Annotated in this window: 20 protein-coding genes and 1 pseudogene; 10 read left to right on the top strand and 11 right to left on the bottom strand. The window is 54.4% G+C overall.

From position 1 onward, the window contains the following. Nucleotides 1–252: 252 nt before the first annotated feature. A complete protein-coding gene (locus JHC09_RS15705) occupies nucleotides 253–1,809 on the bottom strand; it encodes a carboxylesterase family protein (RefSeq protein ID WP_199532757.1) in 1,557 nt (518 codons plus the stop codon). A 212-nt stretch (nucleotides 1,810–2,021) separates the two neighbouring features. On the opposite strand from JHC09_RS15705, the gene JHC09_RS15700 reads away from it, so the two are divergent. The 9 genes from JHC09_RS15700 (at nucleotide 2,022) to JHC09_RS15660 (ending at nucleotide 8,385) form a co-directional block, all read left to right on the top strand. Further along, a complete protein-coding gene (locus tag JHC09_RS15700; protein ID WP_199532756.1) occupies nucleotides 2,022–2,957 on the top strand; it encodes a hypothetical protein in 936 nt (311 codons plus the stop codon). Nucleotides 2,958–2,999: 42 nt separating this feature from the next. Beyond that, the gene (locus JHC09_RS15695) at nucleotides 3,000–3,404 is read left to right on the top strand and encodes a DUF6152 family protein (protein ID WP_199532755.1); all 405 of its coding nucleotides are present in this window, start codon (nucleotides 3,000–3,002) and stop codon (nucleotides 3,402–3,404) included. Between the two features lie 56 nt (nucleotides 3,405–3,460). Beyond that, entirely contained in the window at nucleotides 3,461–3,943 is a 483-nt protein-coding gene (locus JHC09_RS15690; RefSeq protein ID WP_182395296.1) for a DUF6644 family protein, read from the top strand. A 14-nt stretch (nucleotides 3,944–3,957) separates the two neighbouring features. Beyond that, complete coding sequence (locus JHC09_RS15685) at nucleotides 3,958–4,467, top strand: DUF6644 family protein (RefSeq protein ID WP_182395298.1); 510 nt, start codon at nucleotides 3,958–3,960, stop codon at nucleotides 4,465–4,467. A 123-nt stretch (nucleotides 4,468–4,590) separates the two neighbouring features. Further along, the gene (locus JHC09_RS15680) at nucleotides 4,591–5,388 is read left to right on the top strand and encodes an AraC family transcriptional regulator (protein ID WP_199532754.1); all 798 of its coding nucleotides are present in this window, start codon (nucleotides 4,591–4,593) and stop codon (nucleotides 5,386–5,388) included. A 365-nt stretch (nucleotides 5,389–5,753) separates the two neighbouring features. Next, the gene (locus JHC09_RS15675; RefSeq protein ID WP_182395302.1) at nucleotides 5,754–6,785 is read left to right on the top strand and encodes a hypothetical protein; all 1,032 of its coding nucleotides are present in this window, start codon (nucleotides 5,754–5,756) and stop codon (nucleotides 6,783–6,785) included. Between the two features lie 18 nt (nucleotides 6,786–6,803). Then, nucleotides 6,804–7,283: a DUF6152 family protein gene (locus JHC09_RS15670; protein ID WP_182395304.1), complete on the top strand. Its 480-nt coding sequence runs from the start codon at nucleotides 6,804–6,806 to the stop codon at nucleotides 7,281–7,283. A 65-nt stretch (nucleotides 7,284–7,348) separates the two neighbouring features. Beyond that, nucleotides 7,349–7,852, top strand: a complete 504-nt coding sequence (locus JHC09_RS15665; RefSeq protein ID WP_199532753.1) for a DUF6644 family protein — start codon at nucleotides 7,349–7,351, stop codon at nucleotides 7,850–7,852. 11 nt (nucleotides 7,853–7,863) lie between these two features. Next, nucleotides 7,864–8,385: a DUF6644 family protein gene (locus JHC09_RS15660; RefSeq protein ID WP_199532752.1), complete on the top strand. Its 522-nt coding sequence runs from the start codon at nucleotides 7,864–7,866 to the stop codon at nucleotides 8,383–8,385. A gap of 192 nt (nucleotides 8,386–8,577) precedes the next feature. Here the strand turns inward: JHC09_RS15660 and JHC09_RS15655 are convergent, their stop codons facing one another. From JHC09_RS15655 to JHC09_RS15645, 3 genes are read right to left on the bottom strand one after another with little or no spacing between them, the layout of a single operon-like run. Further along, entirely contained in the window at nucleotides 8,578–8,967 is a 390-nt protein-coding gene (locus JHC09_RS15655; RefSeq protein ID WP_199532751.1) for a cytochrome c, read from the bottom strand. 2 nt (nucleotides 8,968–8,969) lie between these two features. Beyond that, nucleotides 8,970–10,577, bottom strand: coding sequence for an FAD-binding oxidoreductase (locus tag JHC09_RS15650; protein WP_182395310.1), 1,608 nt, complete (start codon nucleotides 10,575–10,577; stop codon nucleotides 8,970–8,972). A gap of 21 nt (nucleotides 10,578–10,598) precedes the next feature. Continuing rightward, complete coding sequence (locus tag JHC09_RS15645; protein WP_182395311.1) at nucleotides 10,599–11,153, bottom strand: hypothetical protein; 555 nt, start codon at nucleotides 11,151–11,153, stop codon at nucleotides 10,599–10,601. 425 nt (nucleotides 11,154–11,578) lie between these two features. Between JHC09_RS15645 and JHC09_RS15640 the strand changes: the two are divergent. Next, nucleotides 11,579–12,832 (top strand): annotated as a pseudogene (locus JHC09_RS15640) (IS3 family transposase); the annotation flags it as partial. Between the two features lie 355 nt (nucleotides 12,833–13,187). Here JHC09_RS15640 and JHC09_RS15635 read toward each other — a convergent pair. The 7 genes from JHC09_RS15635 to JHC09_RS15605 all read right to left on the bottom strand — a co-directional run. Continuing rightward, nucleotides 13,188–14,117 (bottom strand): recombinase zinc beta ribbon domain-containing protein, encoded by a 930-nt coding sequence (locus JHC09_RS15635; protein ID WP_199532750.1) that lies wholly within the window; start codon nucleotides 14,115–14,117, stop codon nucleotides 13,188–13,190. 97 nt (nucleotides 14,118–14,214) lie between these two features. Next, nucleotides 14,215–14,691, bottom strand: a complete 477-nt coding sequence (locus tag JHC09_RS15630; RefSeq protein WP_199532749.1) for a recombinase family protein — start codon at nucleotides 14,689–14,691, stop codon at nucleotides 14,215–14,217. Between the two features lie 85 nt (nucleotides 14,692–14,776). Next, on the bottom strand, nucleotides 14,777–15,064 hold the full coding sequence (locus tag JHC09_RS15625) for a hypothetical protein (protein ID WP_199532748.1): 288 nt from the start codon (nucleotides 15,062–15,064) through the stop codon (nucleotides 14,777–14,779). Between the two features lie 815 nt (nucleotides 15,065–15,879). Beyond that, nucleotides 15,880–18,471, bottom strand: a complete 2,592-nt coding sequence (locus tag JHC09_RS15620; RefSeq protein ID WP_199532747.1) for a DEAD/DEAH box helicase family protein — start codon at nucleotides 18,469–18,471, stop codon at nucleotides 15,880–15,882. Nucleotides 18,472–18,474: 3 nt separating this feature from the next. After that, nucleotides 18,475–20,616: a DNA methyltransferase gene (locus JHC09_RS15615; protein ID WP_199532746.1), complete on the bottom strand. Its 2,142-nt coding sequence runs from the start codon at nucleotides 20,614–20,616 to the stop codon at nucleotides 18,475–18,477. Between the two features lie 531 nt (nucleotides 20,617–21,147). Continuing rightward, nucleotides 21,148–21,966 carry a TraM recognition domain-containing protein gene (locus tag JHC09_RS17220; RefSeq protein ID WP_349236565.1) on the bottom strand — a complete coding sequence of 273 codons (819 nt, stop codon included), beginning with the start codon at nucleotides 21,964–21,966 and terminating at the stop codon, nucleotides 21,148–21,150. Between the two features lie 2 nt (nucleotides 21,967–21,968). Then, nucleotides 21,969–22,208, bottom strand: a 240-nt coding sequence (locus tag JHC09_RS15605) for an IS3 family transposase (RefSeq protein ID WP_199532744.1), incomplete at its 5' end; no start/stop codon positions are given.

The following is a 22,208-nucleotide window of genomic DNA, read 5'->3' as shown; positions in this document are numbered from 1 at the left end:
ACCATGTTCAGGATCTCCAGCGCTCGCGTCGGGCTTTGCCTCTTAAGCGTGTGGCGCTTGGTGATGGGATTACCGTGCACTGTCTGGCGCGTTCCGTGCCTGCACGTTTTGGATTTAAACTTGCCGATTTTTGCAGGTTTGTTTTGTGTAAATTCAACGCGCTAGGGGATACGAGTTTTTGCGGTGCGCTTGGGCATTAGAAAAGGAGGCGCAGGAGCCAACCCGCGCCTCCTAATTATGCTTTCAACTGGATTATGGTTTGAGCGCTTCGCCGAGAACCGCAAGGCGGGCCGCAAACGGATCTGCAACCGACCCAGTACTAGCCCCAAAGAGCATGCCGTTCTTGCCGTCATTCCAGGTCTTCCACTCGGGAACCCCTTCGCCGTTTGGATTGCCGGTACGTGCAAAATTAGCCCAAGCAGTGCTCATCACAGTAGCAAGCGCGCGATCATCGGCATCTGGTTCACCTACGGTCGCCTTGGCTAGGTCAAGGTTGTCGAAAACATAAGCGATCTCTGCAGTGTGTGGCACGTTGAGTTCGCCATCACGGCCGCCTTGGCGCTGAGTGAAGTGGTAGACGTAGGTTTCGGCGTCTTGCCCGGAGCGAAGGTCTGCTACACGTGACACCAGCTGAGTCATCCATATGTCGGAAGCAATGATCTGGAACACTTCATGGTCCGGCGTGCCAGGCAGAAGGGCGCGGTAGCCATCCATTAGAGCGTCGATACGCTCGGCTGGAATGCGACCGGTGAAGTTGCCCTTAGCAAATGCTTCCTTCAAGCCATCAGCATCAACAGGCTTTGTTGGTGTGTTGTTGAAGAATGTCGACTCGGTAAAATTCGACCCGATAATGAGTGGTATCGACTTGCCTGCTGGATCGGCATCCGGCGCAAATGGACCGCGGGGGAGAGTCGAACCCTGTACTGGTCCCCAGTTTCCGCCTGCGACCAGCTTGGTCACATCCGCCGACTGCAATGATGCCAAATCAGTTACGCCGGCGGCTTCCAGAACGGTCGCTGTCGATGCTTGCGCAGCCTCAACTGTAATTGGTGCGGTAGCGATACCGCTTTGGGCGATAACCTTGGAGAAGAGGCCTTGGGCTGAAGGCATCGACATCAGCGTCGTTACCTTGCTGCCACCACCGGATTCGCCAAAGACTGTCACGTTGGACGGGTCGCCGCCGAGTTCTTCAATGTTGTCGCGCACCCATCTGAGCGCTTGTACGATATCGAGCATACCGGCGTTGCCGGAGTCTTTGTATGCGTCGCCAGCTACAGCAGATACGTCCATAAAACCGAGTGATGCCAGACGGTGGTTGAGCGTTACGACAACCACGTCTTGGTTGTCGACGAAGCGTGATGCCTCGTAGCGAATAGTGCCGCCCGAACCGCCGGTGAAACCGCCACCGTGCATCCACACCATGACGGGGCGCTTGCCGGAGTCGACACCTGGAGTCCAAACGTTCAAGAAGAGACAATCTTCGCTAGGTGCGTTGGGGTCGAGGTCAACGCCTTCCTCAGGCATCAAAATTGGTGCATACGGCAGCCCGTAGCACGTCGCGCCATAGTTTGAGGTGTCATAAATGCCGTCGATTGCTGGAACTGGCTGTGGTGGTAGAAAGCGGTTTGCGCCCCCGGCATCAGCCGCGTAGCGAATGCCCTTAAACACGGAGACGCCGTCAACATAGGTGCTGGCCTGACCGGCGATCTTGCCATTGCTGGTCTCTACGACGATTTGTTGAGCCAGTGTAGGAACGGCCAGCATTGCCAGCATGCTGCCGCCAAGCAGCAGCGAATTCAGTAAACGCATATTCTCCTCCAATGCGCATCGGTTCCATGAGGAACTTCCCGGCAAGCTTGTCCGGACTGCATCGATTTCACCTGCACGAAATTCGCAAAATGTCGGGATGTTTGTGTCTTGTTGGTGATCGCTAAAAATCCCAGCATGACCCTGGCGATCTATAAAAGAACCTACAAAAGTTGATCGTCACACATGAGAAGCAAACTTTGAGGAGAGCTTGCATGAAGGTGCTGCCTATTCTTGTGGCGACTACATCTTTAGTCGTATCTTCAATAAATTTTAATGTTTACGCGCAGGAGTTTGTTGAATTCCTGCCGTCGGCGGGTGAATCTGCAAATTGGACTGAAAGCAAAGCTAAGCTGCAGGCGTTTGGCGAGGAGTTTGATACTTCCGAGACGCTGTTTGCATTCCTGAAGGCCAAAGCCAACGGCGGCGTGCAGCTGACATGGGAAGATATGAAGAAGCCAGAATACGACTGGTCAGGTATCTTTACTCGCACCAAGGGCGGGTTGTCGTTCGATCCTGAGCTCCCTGCCAATGAAATTAGTGCCACACTTACGGACGAAGGTGCCGCAGCTCGTCAGGCTAAAATCGACCTGATGAACACCATTCACGGCGAATATGATCCAATCTCCGATTGTCGTGCGCCAGGGTTCCCGCGGTGGATCACCGAACCATTTCTGCACGAGTTCATCGTGACACCAGACACAACTTGGCTGGTCAACGAGATGGTCAACGACACTCGCCGCGTCTACACAGACGGTCGTGATCATACGGCTGAAGAAGACGCATACCCAACTTGGAACGGCGATACGATCGGCTTCTGGGATGACGATACGCTCGTGACCCACACGAAGTATCTGATGGAGGGTCAGTACCAGCGCGGTACGCAGCCAAACTATTCGGATCAAGTGCAGGTTGTAGAGCGCTGGCGGAAGGTCGATGGTGTCACCTTGCAGTCCGACGTCTGGGTGTTTGATCCGGTGAACCTTGCAGAGCCATGGTACACCCGTCAAAGCTGGACGGAACTCGCCAATGACGACCATCTGCTGCGTATTCGTTATTGGGACTGTCGCGAAAATCCAAACAACGTCGTCATCGAAACTGAAGACGGCAATAGCGACTTCCTCGCCTTCGACTTCATGAAGAGCGAATAGTTCCTAGCCTTTCGCTTATCGATTAACGTACGGAAATTCAAAATGAAAAAGCTTATTTTCGCGGGCGCTGCCTTGGCAGTGGCCTCTCTCATTGCGCCTGCTTACGCGCACCACTCTGCTGCCATGTTCGACCACGAGCAACTAGTCGAGCTCAAAGGCGTAGTGAAGGAATTTCAATACACCAACCCACACTCATGGCTGATCGTTGATGTCACCAATGACGACGGCACCGTTACTACATGGGGATTCGAGGCTGAGGGGCCCAGTACTTTGATGCGGGCTGGTATCCGCAAGAGCACGCTACAGCCCGGCACAGAATTGACTATACGTGGCAATCCAATGCGCGACGGCCGTCCGGGAGCCGCTTGGGTCGATGCTCAAATGACCAACGGTGAGAAAATCAATCCGCGGAACGGCTTTGCGGTCATTCCGGCCGGCAAAGAATAGGTTTTGGACTAGCCCCTCGCTTTGGTGAGGGGCTTTTTAGGCCAGAAGGACAGCAAGTGCTTCAGTTCGCAACATGGCTGAGCGAAACAGCGATCAGCCGCTATATTCAACGCGAGTTTTGGGTCATTCCCACGATCCAATCTCTTCATATTCTGGCCATTGCGAGTTTGGTGTCCTCGCAATTGTTTATCAATTTGCGTTTGCTTGGCCGTGCCGGCGTCGATGCGCCCCTGAGTGCCATTGCGGATCGTTACTTGCCGTGGTTCTGGGGTGCCGCGCTTGTTCTGGCGCTGAGCGGCACATTGCTGATTGTTGGCGAACCAAAGCGTGAACTGCTTAGTGCGCCCTTCTGGATCAAGATGGCGCTGATCCCCCTCGGCCTTCTGGCCACTGTTTGGTTCGGGAAAGCGCTATTGCATCCTGATCTATCATCGCCAGCCAGCACGCTCAAAACGCGCTCCATTATTTATAGTTTGGCCACCACCGTCATCTGGATCTCCGTGATGACCGCTGGGCGGTTGATCGCCTACGTTTATTAGTCGGAGTGAGTTCGGTGGATATATCTGAGTTTCTCCTGTGGGTTGAAATGACCGCATTGGGCGAGTTCATGCAGACCTCAGCCTGGGCCTTTCCGGCCGCAGAAGTCGTTCATGTGATCGCGGTGGTTCTGGTTTATGGCGTCATAGCCGTTGTGGACCTGCGTCTGTTAGGCCTCGCCGGGACGTCGCGGCAATACACCAAGATTGCTCACGAGAGCCTGCATCTGGTGTGGATAGCGTTTGGATGTGCGGTACTGACAGGCCTGATGATGTTTGCCACGCAGCCGAGCAATTACTTCGAAAATCCCTGGTTCATCGCCAAGATGAGCGCGATCCTGTTGGCAGGCGTGAACATGCTGGTTCTCGAGTTCGTTTTTGCGCGGTCGGCGAGCGAGTGGCATTTGACGGGTATTCCGCAGCCAGCTCGGATCAGTGGCGGGATATCGCTGACACTCTGGACCATTGTGGTGGTCGCGGGCCGTTGGATAGGTTTTACGATTTTTGGTGGCCCATCGTTTCTGTGATCATGACGCAGCGCCGCTTCGGCGGCCGGAGCCTGACTGAATATGAGATACTCCCCGTCAGACCGAATACACACAAATCCTCGCAGGCCCTATGCAGAACACGCGGTTCACAGCTGGGGTAAGATGAAGCTCAGCTCAAGCATGGGGGCAATCGTTGAGAGTGCGCCGGTACTAGCCAATCCGCTCATCGCACTGTTTGCTCAAGTTGGAGGAGAAGGGCTCTCTCTGGCGTCACCGAATGGTCTGGTCTCGTCGGAAATCGGGGTCTATGGTCCGGGCTCTGATCTACCATCGAGCAATGTTCAGCAGCGCGAAGCGCTTGTTCTCAGTCTCGATGTTGAGACACTCTGCGAGGTTGCCGAAGAGACGGTCGACGGCGGCATGTCCCGTCTCAGATTGCGGACCGGGGCGGGGCAAAGCGATCCGCCATTGGCTCTCCTCATAAGTGCCGTCCAAACCGCCATTTACAACAAAGCAGATGAAAACAGCGCCTTGCCGATGGCGCGGGCTATCGCTGCCCGTTTGATCCAATCTCATTCCACTGATCAGCAGTTGCGCTACACACGGTTTGAGCCCGAAGCATCGGTTTGTGCCGATCTTCGGCCTGCAATTCGGTACTTGCGGGATCACATAGACCGCAACGTAACTCTCGCTGAGTTGTCCGGAGTTGCCAATAAGAGTGTGTCCGCACTCTCGCGCTTGTTTGTGGCCGAAACAGGCAGTGCGCCGCACCAGTATCTTATCCAGCTTCGTCTAGCGAAGGCCAAGGCCCTCTTGCAGACAACCGATCTGCCGCTATTCGACATCGCGGACGCTTGTGGTTTCTCGCATGTTGAGCACTTGGCGCGGATTTTCAGGCGCCACACAGGATTCTCTCCTGGCGTCTATCGCGTCCGCCTACAAACTCGAGGCCTAGACTAAAGACTATGCTTGCGCAGCCAAGGGGTTGCGGTTCCCAAAGGATGTTCATCGAGCACGCTCTTACGCGTTCGTTTCGTGCAAACATTGGGCTAGCTCCGTGCAGGGCTAATCTCGATACTTCTGAGAATTTACCCTCGCAGCACCTCGTGGGCTGAACGGAGGAATATCCGAGCAAAACAGTGTCGGACCAAACTGCTGAACGCTCGTTCAGCCGTGTCGGTACTGTCGTGCCTGAAATCCTCAAATGAATTGTGCGGGTGGGAGACCGTGCGACTGCGGGACTTATGTCGCGCCAAAAAACAGCGGGGGATTGGGCGTGGCTGGCCATCCTTTCGAAATTATCAGGCCGAGGAGAGGATCTACCTATGAAGGTAACTAAAGTCTTGGGAGCCATGGCTCTTGGACTCATGGTTGCAGCAAGCGCTGCTTCCGTAAGTTATGCTCAGTCTACCAATCCACTTGCTGTTGAAGTCGTGAAGCCGCCAAAGGCATTCAAGACCGCAGAAGAGCACTTCAACTTCCTCAAACGTCAGCATGACGGTGGCACCAAGCACACCTATGAATCTGTGCCGAAGTGGGAAGGTCTGTGGGAAGCCAGCTGGAACAGCGTAGCGCTTCGCGGTGGCGTGTCCCCGTTCTTTGAGGGCCCAATCCCGCCAGGTCTAGCTGCTGGTGGCGTCGTCAAGGAAGGCGTTCTGACCCCAGAATACGAAGCTGCATTCAAGCAGCGTCGTGAGGCCATGATCCCGCATAACGAACAGGCCTATGACCGCCTCACCACGTGTGAAGCGATGGGCGTGCCGCGTTGGCTGCTTGAGCCGTACGTTCGCGAATGGGTGAACACCCCAAGCCAGTCTTGGTGGTTGAACGACTTGGCGAACGAAAACCGCCGCGTGTTCATCAATCAGGACCATGCCAACATCGATGGTAGCCACTCTCCAACTGGCGACAGTATCGGTTTCTGGGCTGACGATACTCTCGTCGTCTGGACCAACGACATGTGGCCAGCTGATTACTTCCGCGGTTATCCGGTGTTCTCCAACGAAATGGAAACCATCGAAATCTACCGCATGGTCACCGAAGAAAACGGCATGAAGCGCCTGGTTGCTCAGGTTTCCTTCTATGACCCGGTGAGCTTGGTGGAGCCGCTGCACGGTGCTTACACTTGGGTTCGCGCTAGTGTGCACGAAGATGCAGGTTACCGCATTCGCCACTGGGAGTGTGACCAGGCCATTCAGCGCAAAACCGAAGATAACCTGACCACCATCATTCTTCCTGGCGAAAGCGGCCTAACCTGGCACGAGATGCGTAACCCGGATCTTCCGGCTGACCTGTCAGGTCAGACGAAGACCCCAGGTGAGACCGACTTCACCGACTTCTTCAACGCAGCTGAATAAGAGCTACCGGAGAACATAATGAAAAAGACTATTCTTGCTGTTGCGCTTGCTGCAGTTGCTTCTGTTGGCGCGGTGTCGGCTTCGTTGGCGCACCACAGCTTCTCGATGTTCGATCCTGACCAGGAAATCGTCATCAAGGGTAAGGTTGCGCGCTGGGCATTCACCGCTCCGCACACCTTCATGATGATCGAAGATGAAAACGGCGACGTTTGGGCATTTGAAGGTGCGGCTCCGCCAAACTTCCTTACCCGTAATCCGCCGATGAAGGGCGACACCTTTGTGACCGGCCAGGAACTGACCGTGATCATGTGCCCACTGCGCGACGGTCGTAAGGGCGGCGCTGCAGGCCTGTTCATCGACGCTGAAGGCGTTGTCTACAACCCATCTGACGCTGGTTGCTTTGCAAACCGTCGTACAGCCGAATGGCCGGTTTGGCTTGAAAAGGGCTACAAGAACGCTGCTGAAGCGCTCGCTGCAGAACCAGCTAAGGCTGAATAAGCAGAACTAGTTCGGAGGCCGGGGTGACCCGGCCTTCATCCTGATAGGGCACAGGAGGCAGCCCAATGGTAGATATCCTATTAGAATTCGGTCAGTCGCCGTTTAGTCTGGCCATGGCAACATCCCCTTGGGTCGTGCCGACAATGCAATCGCTGCACATCCTTGCACTTGCTATTATTTTCACCTCGGTGCTGGTCATTGCTGGACGCATTCATGGCTTGGTCTGGGCCGATGTATCGCTCAAGCAGACGGCAGCGCGTTTCTCACCTTGGGCACTGGGCGCGCTGGCTGTTCTGGTCTGCACCGGTATAATCCTTATCTTGGCGGAGCCTGTCCGAGAAATTCTCGCCCTCTCGTTCTGGATCAAGATGGCATTGCTGGCCGGTAGCATCGTGATTGCGATGCGCTTCATCAAGAAGATGAAGTCGGATGACAGTGAGATAACCCCTGCGATGCGCCGTATGGCCATCGTGACCATCGTTCTTCTGGTCGGCATCATCTTCTTGGGGCGTTTCATCGCCTACGACCCGCTGATCTGGGGTCAGCTGTCTCCAATCACCCACATTTAGGCCGGTGCATCATGGATATTACACAATTCCTATATGATTTGCAGAACTCTGGCCTCGCGAACTGGGTGAATACCGGCGGCGCGACATACCCCGTCGTGGAAAGCTTGCACGTTCTGGCAGTAGCTTTGGTTTTCGGTACGATCTTGATTGTTGACGTGCGCCTGTTGGGCTTTGCCTCGACCAATCGGCCTTACACCAAGGTTGCGCATGATCTGTTGCACCTGACTTGGGTCGGCTTTGTCGTTGCTGTCATCACCGGGTTCCTGCTGTTCCTGCCGAACGCGACGGGTATTTTTGCGAACGTCAACTTCCAGATCAAGATGCTGATGATCATGTTGGCCGGCGTGAACATGTTCATTCTCGAGCTGATCAGTGCCCGTGACGTTTCCGTATGGGATACGAACAATCCTCCTCCGTACAAGGCGCGCATTGCAGGTCTGCTCTCGCTTTGCTTCTGGACAGCGGTAATCGTGTTCGGCCGTTTGATCGGCTTTACCGCAGTCGTCGACGATCCGTTCGCGGCGCTTCTCTAAAAACACTCATTCGACGAAAAAGCCCGGCAATAGCCGGGCTTTTTTCGTTGTGAGGAGGACGGGTTACTCTCCTGTCCGAGGAACGCCGCTCGGCCCGTTTGGCCTGCATATACGTTTGCCGCGACGGGTTGGTTGGCCGCAATAAAGAAGGCCCCGGAGAATATCCGGCGCCTTCCGTTAGGTCCTGCGCGCTTATTGCAGGTTGTTCCTAGTGAGATAGTCCACCAGCGCTTCGAGTTGCGTGTCAGAAATGTGCGTCTGCCGGAAATGCGGCATGATGGAAACGCCATTACGTACGAGGTAACGGATATACTCTGGGTCGAGGTCCGTACGCTCCTCCAAAACGGCAGGCAAGCTGTCCCCGTGCAGTGCAGCGAGCGCGGTAGTCCCCGGCTTACCGGGACCTTCACCGTGGCAGTTCCAACAATGGTATTTGTAGATCTGCTCGCCATCCGTCATCGTCAAATGGTCTTGCAGGGGAATGAAGTTGGGTGCTGTGCCAACCCCGCTTTCCTGCGCCAACGATGCAGATGAAGCCGAGCCCAGAAGAGCAACAGCAGCTAAGACCTTAAACATGTTCATGATCATGACTTCCGCAGGTGTTTGGGCCAAATGCCGCCACGACCGGCCGCGATAATACCGTTGGGGTCGATGGCATCCTTGATGGTCTCGTTGAGCCGGAGTAGCGCATTGTCGTTGAAGTTATAGGCGCCAGCGATTTCATCGACAAAGGCTGGCGGCGCACGGTACTCGCCATAGCCATGCTGACGGGCGATCTCGATGATACGAGAGAAGCCTGCACGGTTCTGGCGCGCAACTTCTTCGTTCCCCTTAACCACTGGGAAGCCAGTGATGAAAATGAACGTGTGGTACATCCAGGTTGACGGTGTGCTGAATGGACCGAACATCGGTGGCATACCAGCATCCCGGAATGCCTTGCCCATAACTTCTTGGGCTTCAAGCACACCTTCGCCAGAGCGGGGAATAACAGCGGCAAACCAGAGGTGACCGTCGCGTGGGGAAGGGTTGGTGGCAGTACGAGCGCCGATCGAGAAAATCTCGAGCTGCGGTACGCCGAGTGCAACGCGATGTTCGGCATTATGGATCTGCTCATCCGTCATCGGCATCGTGTAGAACTCACGATCTTCGAAGACGGCACCGGGGATCGCCGCAGCGATCTTTTCCTGAGCATATTCCCAGTTGGCTAGGGTTGTCTTCTCGGGGCCATAGAACTGGAGCAAGACGTTCCAGTACATGTGGCCATTGTCCTGAACCCATGCGTCGATAGCGTCGCCGTTCCAGCCTTCTGGCGCGTTGACTAGAGCAGAGAGGCCTTCATCGCGGACAGCGCTCATCGGGCTACCATAACGTGGCATGCCGATTAGACCCTGGTCTTCGAGGTCGTTGACGATACGGACAAGTGCCTTGATGTCATTACGGCGAGGCACTTTGACCATGCCAGAACGATAGGTTGCTGGGCGAGGCATAAGATGGATACCCATCTTCGTGACAATACCAGCGTTGCCCTGTGCGAATAGGCTATCGACTTGAGGGCCGAAGCCATAATGGAATTCGCCCCAGGTCTTTGCGCCGGGTAAGGCGCCCATGCCGGTACGGAGCAGTTCGCCATTTGGCAGGACTGCCTCTAGGCCGCTGTGGGAGCGGAAGTGATCGCGATAGTGACCCCAAGTATAACCCACACCGTGATCCAGTGCGTTACCTACGATCGAACCCCAGCCTGGATCGGGGCAGTCGATCCATACATCGAGGTCATGCTCGACGATGTAGCGATAGAGATCAAAATAGGAGACTCCCGGCTCAACAATCGCGAAGTGGCGCACATCATCGACTTCGATGATCTTGTTCATGCGCTTTAAGTCGACGACGACTGAGTTGTTGAGAATTGGCGCAGAGCCGCCGTAGCCCAAGTTCATGCCGGTCGAGATAGGATAGATCGGGATCTTAAGCTCGTTCGCGACACGGACGACTTCTTGAACCTCTTCAACCGTCGCCGGGGCTACAGCCGCTGACGCCATCAGCTCACTGTCTTCTCCGTACATCGGTGAATAGGCGTCACGATAGAGGATCACATCTTCCTCTTCAGTGAAAACCCATTCGGCGCCAACTGCTGCTTTGAATTTTTCAATGGCGGCAGCGAATTGGTCTTCTGTCACTCCAACAGGAAGTGCCATTTATTTATCCTTCCTAGGAATTCAGATGTATTGGGCTGCGCCAGCTAAGGGGGCGATGATCCAGGCGTAGACGGGATCTTCCTCGGTTGCCGCTGTCAGGCCGGTGTTTTGGCTAAAGCGCGAGGAGCGAGGAACATTGACGCCCGATACGGAAAGGAATGATGTCGCGACATCTTCCGGCAGTCGGGCCGCATCAGCGCCGACAAGGCCGCAGCTGTCGGACATGCTGGATAATCCTTGAACGCGAATGCCACAGTCCGCACCGCGCTGGATGATTTCAGCCTGATAGACGAGGCGCATGCCATGTCGTTGGGCCAACTGGGTCAACATGAACATGGGTCCATGTTGGGTGACCCCGGCAATTGCCATAGGCTGCTTGCGCCAAACCGGATCGATTTCACGCGACCAGACATTGGTCCAGTTATCGACTACGCCTGAAGACGCTACGCCGTTGCGCGCTAACTCAGTCGAAAACCGACGACCGAAGTCGAGGTTTGCGTCATGAAAATATTTGCCAATTAGGGGGGCGCCGTCGGTCATCTCTAGACCAAACGCCTGCGGGAATAGTGCACTCAAGGCCGCCGCTCCCACAGCGCCTTTTATGACTGATCGTCTTGTTGCCAATTGATATCCTCCTCAACAGCGTTGCGGATCTCGCCGCAACGCTAGAAGTCTTGTTGTCGAGGCTAAATCTCGTCCTGCACGAAACTTGGCTGTGTTCCCACGAAATGACTATTCTGCGGGCTTTCGATGGTTAGGGGGTAAGATCTCTGTGAGAGCAAAGTGGGGGGCGTAACTTCTGGTCTGGGTAACAAGAGGGGCATGTCCGCCATCGGCACTAGTGCCTCAGAAATGTGTTGGCGGTTTAAGGAGAGTTCTCGTCTCGTCTGAGCGACGAAATACCCAGCATGACAATGAAAACTACCAAGACGAAATCTTCCGCAGCGCTGGTGGTGAGGTACACCTGCGGCGCGACACGATGACACTTTTCTGCCAAGTACAGTATCTCGGAGCTGTGCAGGCGCGAAGGCATCGCCCCAGCGCGTGTAATACTCTTGGTGAAAGGAGTTCATGAAAGCGGGTAAATGCGGCCTGGTTGCTGACGCCGCCCGTACCGCCACCTCTGATGAGGTTCGGGATCTGCGCCGCAATGCGAGGGCGCTCAAGGAATGCGTCGGGGATCTGACGCTCGAGAACCGCTTGCTTTAAAAAAGCATGATCGCGGATGGGGAGGATATCGAATGTGGTATCCCGCATCTGAAAAGCTCGAGATTATCCGGCTGGTTGAACAGTCTCATCTCCCAACCAAACAGACGCTGGATCGACTGGGCATCCCACGACGGACCTTTTATCGTTGGTACGATCGTTACTGCGATGGTGGTCCTGAGGCGCTAGAGGATCGATCTTCGGCACCCAGCCGGGTTTGGAACCGTATCCCTGATCAGATCCAGCAGCAAATCGTCGATCTGGCTTTAGAGCAGCCTGATCTGAGCCCGCGCGGACTGGCGGTGCGTTTCACCGATGAGAGAGGCTGTTTCATCTCAGAAGCCAGCGTTTACAGGCTTCTCAAGGCCCATGATCTCATCACCAGCACCGCCTATGTGGTGATCAAGGCGGCCAATGAGTTCCACACCAAGACCCGCCGTCCCAACCAGATGTGGCAGACCGATTTTACATACTTCAAGATTATCGGCTGGGGGTGGATGTATCTCTCCACAGTGCTGGACGACTATTCCCGCTACATCATTGCTTGGAAGCTGTGCACGACCATGCGGGCTCAGGACGTCACCGATACGCTGGACTTGGCACTAACAGCTTCAGAGTGCGCTCAACCGCGTGTGCGGCACCGACCGCGCTTGCTGAGCGACAATGGCCCCAGTTACATCGCCCAGGAGCTTGCCGACTATATCGCAGCCAATGACATGGACCATGTTCGAGGCGCTCCGCTTCATCCCCAGACACAGGGCAAGATCGAGCGCTGGTATCAGACCTTGAAGAACCGCGTTCTACTCGAAAACTACTTCTTGCCCGGTGACCTCGAAAGCCAGATCGAAGCCTTCGTTGAGCACTACAATCATGGGCGCTTTCACGAGAGCCTCGACAAGGTGACGCCCGCAGCTGCCTACTTCGGCAGAGCATCTGCCGTCATCAAAAACCGTGAAAACATCAAGCGCAAAACAATCCAGCATCGACGCATGAAGGCCATGGACTTGTCGCATAACATCAATCGAACGACGAGCAGTGCTCTCCGCTAATCAAAGCGCAAATCTAAGCCAAAGCATCTGACGACTGACACGGAGGATTTCATCGTCCCGGCAATTATCGGCTCATTTTCTTCACTTTGCCCGGACTTTGTGGATGGGCCGTACCTAATAATCGTCAAGTTTCGGGCGTGTAAAGAAATCGACAAATTTGGCAGGCACGGGAGCACTAAAATCCAACCTTTAGGTGCAGCTTGAAGGCGAGTTGGTTGACCTGTACTGTCACAGCAGACCGTCACAGCGACGAGTCTTGGATGGCCTTTTTGTAAGACGGGGCAATGGTTTATGGCGTAAACGGGTTCGAATCCCTTCCTCTCCGCCATTTGCTTTTTTAGCATTTCAGCGCCTCCTAACATATTGAACGGTAAAGATTTTTTGGAGTTCGAAATCCCGTTTCCGGGCAGTATTCCAGATGGGCAGAAAACGCCAATTTTAGAACCAGTTTTTGATACTCCAGCTTCCCAGAACCCCATAGTTTTGAAGGGTTTGACAGGAATGCGAATGCGAGTTCGAACATTTCATCAAATGTCCCTCGTGGAGTGCCCGCATTTTGGATTTTTTCCTTTAGCACCAGCTTCTCACGCTCTAGCTGGCCTATCCTGCGCTCAAACGCAGCCACGACCGTGGACGTCGTGGCATCGACGATGCGGTCGAGCAGCCCTGTAATCTTTTGATCCAGTTCCGACAGCTGGCGCTCATATGACCGAGCGATGGCTTTTGCCTGTGCACTGCGTTGATTCCAGGCATCACAAAATAGCGCCTTAGACAGAGCGAGCAGTTCAGGGCGCGGCGTCATACCCTCTAGAAGCCCGACAAACTCCGTCTCAACCTTTTCGCGCCGAATAGATTTGCGGTAGCGCTCGCACTCCTTTGCGAAGCAAAGATAATACGGGTGCCTTTGTCCTGTCTTGCTCTTCGACCAGCAGGCAGTCATGGGCTTGCCACAGCAGCCGCAAGAGATCGCGCCGCGCAACGGAAAGTCCGCACTAACATCAGGCCTCGCCGGAGCGTATGCGGCCCTGTTCAGACGTTTCTGGATGCGTTCATAGGTCTCATAACTAATCAGACCGTCGTGCTGTGCTTTACGCCGCTCAACGCCCCACTCTGCGCGTTCGAGATATCCGGCGTAGAGAAGGTTCGTCAGTATATCGTGCGCTTGCTGATCTGTGATGCGTTTACGGTTGCCTTTGTTGAAATGTGGCTGAGCGTCCAACCAGCGGGCAAATTCAGCCTGCGTTTGGATGCGACCAGCTGCGAACGCTTCGAGGCCCTCAGCCAAAACAGATGCTTCAGGTTCGATGCGCCCAAGATCTTGCCGCGACCAGGTACACGTTCATTGCGCATCGCCCTTGGCGGGATAAACGGTCAAAAACCATTTAGCAGACGCCCTTCATACGGTTAAGGGTTTGGACTGCATTGTCCTGTCTTTGGTATTGAGCTGCTGACATGAGGATATTCTGAACCAAAGTATCAGAGGGCTTGTTTCCCAATGCCATACGCGTGCAAACAAGCTTTCCGCCTGCCGCTTCAAGTAAATCTCGCAAATCCCAATAGCCACGCACGTCACGCGAAAAGCGATCCATGTGGTCGACGATGACAAACCGGACTTCCCTGCGATGGGCCTTAAGATGCGCTAAGAGAGCGTCGATACCGACGCGGTCTTTGCTCCCACCTGTAATGTTATCCGCAAAAACCGCTTCGACGACATATCCGTTGTGCTTTGCAAAGTCGCGGCACGTTGCCTCTTGCGAGCTAAGCCCCTCGCCTTTTCGCACCTGTGCCAGACTGCTGACCCGACAGTAAATGACTGCCTTCTTATGAGATGGCGAGCCATCTGCAATGTTGCTGCCCATGTAATCCTACCTTTCTACTGCTGCCGACGTGGTGATGGCGGCAGTTTTACTTTGTGATTATTACCCCTTTTGTTTGAAGAATTTATCATGCCGTGAATCCAGGTTCCAGCGACGTTTCTGTTTTCGCGGACTTATCCATAGCCTGCTGAATAGGGCTGATACCCATGCCCAAATCCACAAAGTGGACCATGATTTGCCAGAGTGTCTCCAGCAGTTCCACCTTCTGCGCGTCAGTTAAATCTGCATCAGCGAGGTGGTGTAGGTATGGGGTCGGATCGAATGCTAATGGACGATATGCCGTTGCATTGTCGCGCGTGGAGTAGCCCTCTGAGGGGCCCGTGATACCGTCTTCGTGGTGACTCTCGCTGCGCATTTTGAGTTCCTTTTAGTACAAGGGTTTACTCGCCTCCCCACCTCGCACTGAAGAACATCATCAATATAATGATGTCACATATTGCCCAATTCCCGAAACTTTATTGCGGCAATACAAATGTAGTGCAAAAATTTTAGGTGAAGAGACGGATTCACATCGTGATTTGCGGAGGGGCGTAGTTAACTACCCCTGCAGTTACAATTGAAACTGTGCTCTCGATGTCCCCCGAGACTGGCTTCATATACCCACCAGCCTATCAGAAGCGCCGCGATTATATGCTAGCGCCACAGTCTCATATTCGCCGCGCACTTACTTTACGTCAACTACACAGACGTGGTTCTGAAGCACCACGGGCACAACCGTCTGCGTGACAAGACACTATCGGTGTTTAGGATAACAAAGCCTATCTGGGCCTAGATCCCGTAGGTTACGCAAGACGTGTGCGGTAGTACCGCACAATCTTGGCAAGGGGGCCGCTGCGCGCCCCCGTTGCATCCCCAGCCCGTGGCGCAATTTCAGCATCGTGCTTCATTTTGCCATCCAACCGTTGCGCCGGTTGTCCACGCGCAGGAGACTTCGCTCTCCCTGCACCCATCGCCATAGGGGCGTATCGCCGCCCCTATGTTCCCACTCGCCGGATTTGGAGCCTTCCCGCTCCACCAGCACCAAACCATGGACGAGCGCTTTGGCCGCTCGAGCACCACACGGAGAGCCTCCAGCTCCCCGTGACCCCATGGCCAACCCTACGCGGCTTAAATGCCGCCAGCGTTTTGCCGCTGAACTACGGTCCATTGAGTTCTTGAGAAGACACTACGCTAGACGTAATCGTTTGCGGTGGTGCTTTCGTACACTTCTTTCACAGTCGAAGCCGAAAAGACCGCAGCGCGCGCTGCCCGTTCAGTCAAATCTATGACGCGCGCTTTACCGCCAACCTCGGCGAAAACCTCGATGCGGCGATAGAGCCCGTCATTTTCTTCGGCGTATTTTGCTAATCCCATCAGCTTCGGAAGCGCGTCTCCGAACTGCAGACCATGCGGGTCGATGATGTCGGCGGAAACAGTACCGTCCGGGAGTCTGGCAAAGAAGATGAAGTCGGGGCGAAGAATCTTCACCTCGCTTCCTTCCTCGTAGGTAACGCCGAGGGAGTCCTGGCTAGCGCGAGCAGGATTGCGATACCAGCCAACCGTGCCCTCCCGCTTCAACTCATCGGACACGACCCTGCGTTCCCACGTGTTGAAATCTCCCGGAAACAGCCCGTAGTCATCGCAAAGAAGGTGCTTTTCAAAGCTCGGCAACAGCTCTTCCGTGCCGTTAGCCTTCTTTGCTGTGGTCATCTGGAGCCATGTGTTAGGCCGCGCGAGATCGACAGGCAAGGGATCGGCGCTCATCTCGCGGATTAGCCGATAAACCTCTTGCCGCTCGTCGGACAGGCTTTTGATCGACACACGGTGTTGCGTGAGCCATTGGTTGGCCATCTTCTCGGCAGCGTCGTCCAGATCATCCTTTATGTTCGCTACAAGCCCCATCGTTGCAATGACCGTGTGCGCCTCGATCAGCGCTTCCTCAGAGTCTTCGTCATTCGGAGCCTTGCTCGCTAGGTGTTCGCTATAGGTTGTTGCCAGATCGGGACTAATGACGCGGGCCGCGCGCCTGTACGCGTCTTCGATGACGGCGTAGTCCGCCTTCTCAACGAAGTCGTCGAAGGTCATACCTTTTGTTTCAACATCGGCTTTCACGGTCTTGCCTTCGACGGTCAGGACAGAAGCCCGTGCCTTCTTGATTTCCTCAGCATAGCGGACCTGCGCACCATCAAGTACCTTATGCATTTCCGAATGGGCCATCTTGCCAGCGTCAGCCAGAAGCCCGTCAACCGCCAATTCGTGCGCCAGCGCCGTCAACCGTTTTACTGGGCGGGCCTGTCGCTTCGGTAACGTCTGCGACGGCAAAGAAAGAAGCTTCTGCCATACATCTTCCGGGATGGACGTGTTGGGCTTCATCTCGTGCGGATTAACCAGAATGCGGCGGTCAGGAAGCTCTTCCCCGACCTCGCCGCCCGTCATTAGCGCCGTTACGACCGCTTCCACCGACTTCTTGTCGAAGTATGGAAGCAGGCAGTCCACTGCGTTCAGGCGTTCGTTACCGGGGATGCGCCGCGCCAGCGGCGTGCGGACCATGCGCCCGAGAAGCTGCGTGATGTGGGTTTTGTCCGAAGCCGCCCGGAAGGAAACCATGACTTCCGCCCGCGGGCAGTCCCAGCCGGTACTAATGGCGTCCTTGGCGACAAGTATGCGCACCCAAGTGGATTCCTGCACGCGCTCCGGCGCGATGAAGGGAACTGAATATCTGCCGAAGGTTTCTGTCTTGTGTTCGCCGAAGACGTTCGCGACGCAATCGTGCGGCAACTCGGGCCATTGCTCGAAGACTGTGTCGAGCCATTTACCGATTTCGCTATGATCGGGTGAATTTGGTACCTGTAGGACCATAAGCGGCAGAACAGTATCGGCGTCGTCCTGCTGTTTGGCATACTCCGCCCAAGCGACTGAAATATCGCGCAGCTTGTTCGTTCCACGCCGAAGAAGCACGGTCAGGAAGTTGCCGTCCTCGTCCGGCACGTCGAGATTGATCGTGTCCTTGAGAAGGCCGGATTCCTGCACCTTATTGGCATCGACCACCACGTTCGGCAATGTACTCCGGTTCTGCATCCCGACCACGGCGTCGTTGAACCGCTGCACAGTCGCCGAAATACCCCAAACGATTGGGATACCAGGTGTACCGCCAGAACCATTAATAAGCTGACGCACGATAGTCGGCTTACCATCGCCATTAGGCCGCCCACTTTCCTTCATCCCTCGATGTGCCTCATCGAGAACGAGATAAAGGGTTAGATCAGGGTCTTCGATTGTGTTGCGGATTGTGTCCCAGATCGTATGCGAGCGCATGTCGGGCATAACATGCTGCCCGTCAGCAGTTACTAGTGCGGAATCGTCGGCGTCGTGGCCCCGTACCAGAAGGCTGTTCTTTGAGAGTTTCTGTGTGTTGAGGAAGTAAATTTTGCCAGGCTGGAATTTCTCACTGCCAAAGCTGTTCCCGACCGTCACCAAATCGGAGATTGTGAGTTTGTCGGACGCCTCCTGAAGACGCCAGCGGGATTGCTCGTTCAGTGATGGATCATCGCTGAACCAGATGACCAAAGCACCAGGGTCCGGTTCGAACTCGTGGTCGTCATCGCCGAAGAACAGGGCTTCAAACACGGCCGCAGCCATGACGGTCTTACCTGCGCCGGTTGTCGCAGTCAGTGAGAACGCGTGCTTATCGCTATCCTCATGCCAGCGTTTGCGGGCCTTCTTCAATCGGTCAAGTACGTCTTTGACGGCTTCGTCCTGATAATCCTTTAGCGTGAACCTCATCCCTTACCGCCCCATCGAAAATCTAAAGTTGTTCAGGTACGATTCGTATAGCCGTACCGGCTCGACAGCGTCGGGCAGATGCCGTACCACTGATTGGAAGCGCCGATCATCATCTGTTACGATGTAGACGATCCCAATTGTGCCATTGGACCCAACTGCCTGGCAAAAGGCCGCAGATTTATCCAGGTTGACCAGTAGCCCATAGGTATCAACCACTTCCCAACCTTCATCGGGCAGCGTCTCAATGCGCCTGCCTTTGCTGCCTGCACGCATCCAAAGCAACGGGGCAATGCGCGCGAATGCTCGGTTGTGACTAACGGAGACAGGCGTTTCATAGGTCAGAGTAAAGAATTCTGCGTTCTCTTCAAAGCCGTCGGCTATAGGAAAAGTGTCGGTGAATTTGTAGTCACCATCGATGACCTGATCATCAGGCGTCCTACCAGTGATGGCGGCCGCAATGCGTGGCTTGGTAATGTATTCACAGATTCCGTGCCTCTCCCACTCTTCATCCCCGGGACGAAGATTTTCTGCTTTCAGAGCGTACTGCTCGCTAGATCGCACTTCATTGTTGGTCACGCAGATTGATTGCCGACGACCACCGTCTTGCCGATTAAGACGCATAACCGCGTGCGCTGTGGTGCCCGAACCGCTAAAAAAGTCCAGAACTACAGCATCCGGTTTTCCACGAATGATTATGCGCAGGGCATCCTCAACGGCGTACAGGCTTTTGGGGAATGGAAAAGCTCGCCCATTACCAAGTAGTTTGCCCACTAAATCGGTACCATAAGCACCAGCATCATGGCTGGTCCTGTGCCAGACTGTTCGGACCTTCCTTGTAGCAGCACCTTCGTAAACTACGTCAGCCACACCCGTATTTGGGTCGCGGCCTAATACAACCAGTGTTCCCTCGTCTATTTCTTTGCGTAGCTGCTCAGAGAGATATGAAAGCCCCCACGACTTCCGCTTCTTGTCATATGCTCCTAAGGACACATACCCTTTCTTAACCAGGTCATTAAAGGTATAGACGCCTATGCCCCAACGTCCTAGCGTCAAGTCTTTCCGCACTGGCCAAACGGCGACGTTGCCTTCTTCGTCTTTCACGTTGAAGTCTGGTTCTTCTCCCAATGGAAGGTACTTCCCAGCTTTCAAAATTCTTTTGGTCTTGGGATTGATCCAGATCGGATAGAACATTTGTTCTCGATCTTTTCTTTCTGCCTCATCCCCAGATCGGAGGAGGCCCTTCCAACGTGGACGTGAATAGCCGTCGTCCGATGTGGTCGAATCTTTGGAAGTCAGAAGATCATCATCTCCCGGATATATTTTGCATTCCGGACCAAAGCAGAAGAAGGCATACTCTTCGACACGCGACAGATATCCTTGAGTAACACCCTTGGGGTTGATTACAATGGTAACCTGCTGGATGGTAAATCCCTCTAGGGTTTGCTCCAAGAGTAACCCTAAACGCCTAACCTCGTGCTCGTCGATTGTTACAATTAACGCACCTGACGGCTTTAACAGTTGCCTAGCAACCAGCAAGCGCCTCTCCATGAAGGCGAGCCATTTCGAATGACGATAGAGATCGTCCTCCCCAACGTAGTTGTTGTTGTACTTCCAATCACTTGCCCCTGAATTGTACGGAGGGTCAATGTAAATGGCGTCGATCCTGCCGCGATGAGTGTATGTCAGAGCTTCAAGGGCATAAAAATTTTCGCCGTTTATGACGGTATGGAAGGGTTTGTCGCCGCCGCGCTCAACCTTTCCGGTGCTTACAAGGCCAGGATAGATGTAATCCCGAAACTCTGCGACGACGACTAAATCATCCACCGCAACGGATGCGCTCTCTGGATCAGCTACGCCAATCAGTTCTAAACGTGCCAGCCGCATACCGTTCTCGCTCTCAATGCGGAGAACCTTCCAAAGGCGCTGATCGCCTTTCGTGGTTGATCCACGCGGTGGCAGTACACGCACTTTGTCCCCTTTCCGAAGGGGACGGCCCGGAAGTTCGACGTTTTCAGGGCGGTGGCGCTCGAAGTTAAGTCCGAACGAACGGCGCGCAGACAGCACTTTGAATTCGCGTTCCAACTCGCGTCCAAGCTCCAAATCTCTTTCTTTCGCTTGTGCGATTAAATCAGTCAGGCGCGACAATAGTTTCCCCTTATTGCATGCTTCCGATATAGCGATGAACGCTATTGGGACGGCGATGCATAGTATATTTTTTGTTCATTTTCGATTAGTACAGTTAAGTCTTTAGGTTTCAACCTTCGCGATTTCAATCGCGCCGGTTACGTCTCCAGCCCCTCGACATAGCCTGTAGCTAATCTATCTAATAGGTAAAGAGTTGTAGTATATATGTCAATAGTGTTGACCTATATACTGGCTTTTGTTCGCATTTGATTTTTGACGTGTCGGTTGGGCGATTTGAGCAAATTGGGCTGTCAAACATGGGTTTTTATTAAGCACTCAGTACTGCGGATAGATGAACAATCGCGCTGGCGCCAAACGCTCTTGCTTTGTCGAGAAGCTGCAACTGGCGACAGCAGAGCACTCAAAACCATCAGGCTTCGATATAGAACTGGTAAACTCGCTAAACAAAAGAGCCCGTCGTCATCTAGATGGCGGCAAGCTGGAAGGCCTCACCGCCAAGTTTCACCCTAAAGATAGATGTGGCCTTATCCCTCAGACCTTCGAGGCTGCATATTGGCAAATAACCCAAATTAGTAAAAAGATGAAGCCGATGTGGATTATAGCTTGTGCTAGTCGTTGGCCACGTGTCCGCTTTTTTGCGCAGCCGTAAGGCCCCAGAAGTCGTGGGTGTGACTGTTTAGTCGGTAGCGTTTCGATCTTCTGCCCCTCCTGCTTCTCAGTTTCTCTTGCAGCGAGTGTAGTGGGGGCCGAGTGGTCAGGGTGCGGGTCGAATAGGCCCTGAAAAACAGCGTCGGTGTGGTACATTTTACGCTGAACGGCTGAAGGTTGAGCGCCTGCTGTGAGCACCAGCATCGTTGGAATTTCGCGATTTCCAAAAAGGCGACCCACCTCATCGGGCGTTATCAAATACCGCTTATGGATCGTTTCGTTGACGCCTTCGGTGTCGCTTTCGTTGGTGGCGTCGGAATAGCCTTGAGAACGGCTACGGGTGGAGCCATAGCTTTCGCTAGATGAGTAGCCGAAGCTGGCGCTCATATGTTCGCCGTAGGTGAAATTGCTTGAGTGACCAGACGTAGTGTTGCGCGACGTGCCGATTTGCTGGCCGACGCTCTCAGTGTGGGTTGAGCCGTCGGTGTGGCTGATGGTTCGGGTCCAACGGCGGACTTCTGTTTCACCGATTAGATCGGCGACGTACTTACGTGTCGTGTTGTCGTCGTTGCCGAAGAAGAGTTTGATCCCGGCGTTTGCGACCAACGTTTCCCAATTGTCTTTGTAGGTGTCTTTAAGTTGCGCGAGGGTTTGCGCAACGAACATGAGTTTTATGAGCTGCTGCCGGTTCGGTGGACCCACGGTTAGGCTAACTTAGCTTTTTCTTCGTAGTCTACGGGGCTCAGATAACCCAGTGTAGAGTGCCGGCGCCTCGGGTTATAGAAGCGCTCGATATAGTCGAAGACATCGGCCTTGACATCGTCCCTGGTGCGATAGACCTTACGAGCGGTGCGTTCGGTCTTGAGCGATGAGAAGAAGCTCTCCATCGCCGCGTTGTCCCAGACATTGCCAGACCGGCTCATCGAGCAGGTGATGCCGTGATC

Source organism: Devosia sp. MC532, assembly GCF_016461625.1.
Lineage (GTDB): Bacteria > Pseudomonadota > Alphaproteobacteria > Rhizobiales > Devosiaceae > Devosia.
The sequence above is the reverse complement of the archived record's forward strand: the minus strand, read 5'-3'. Positions and strand labels throughout refer to the sequence as shown.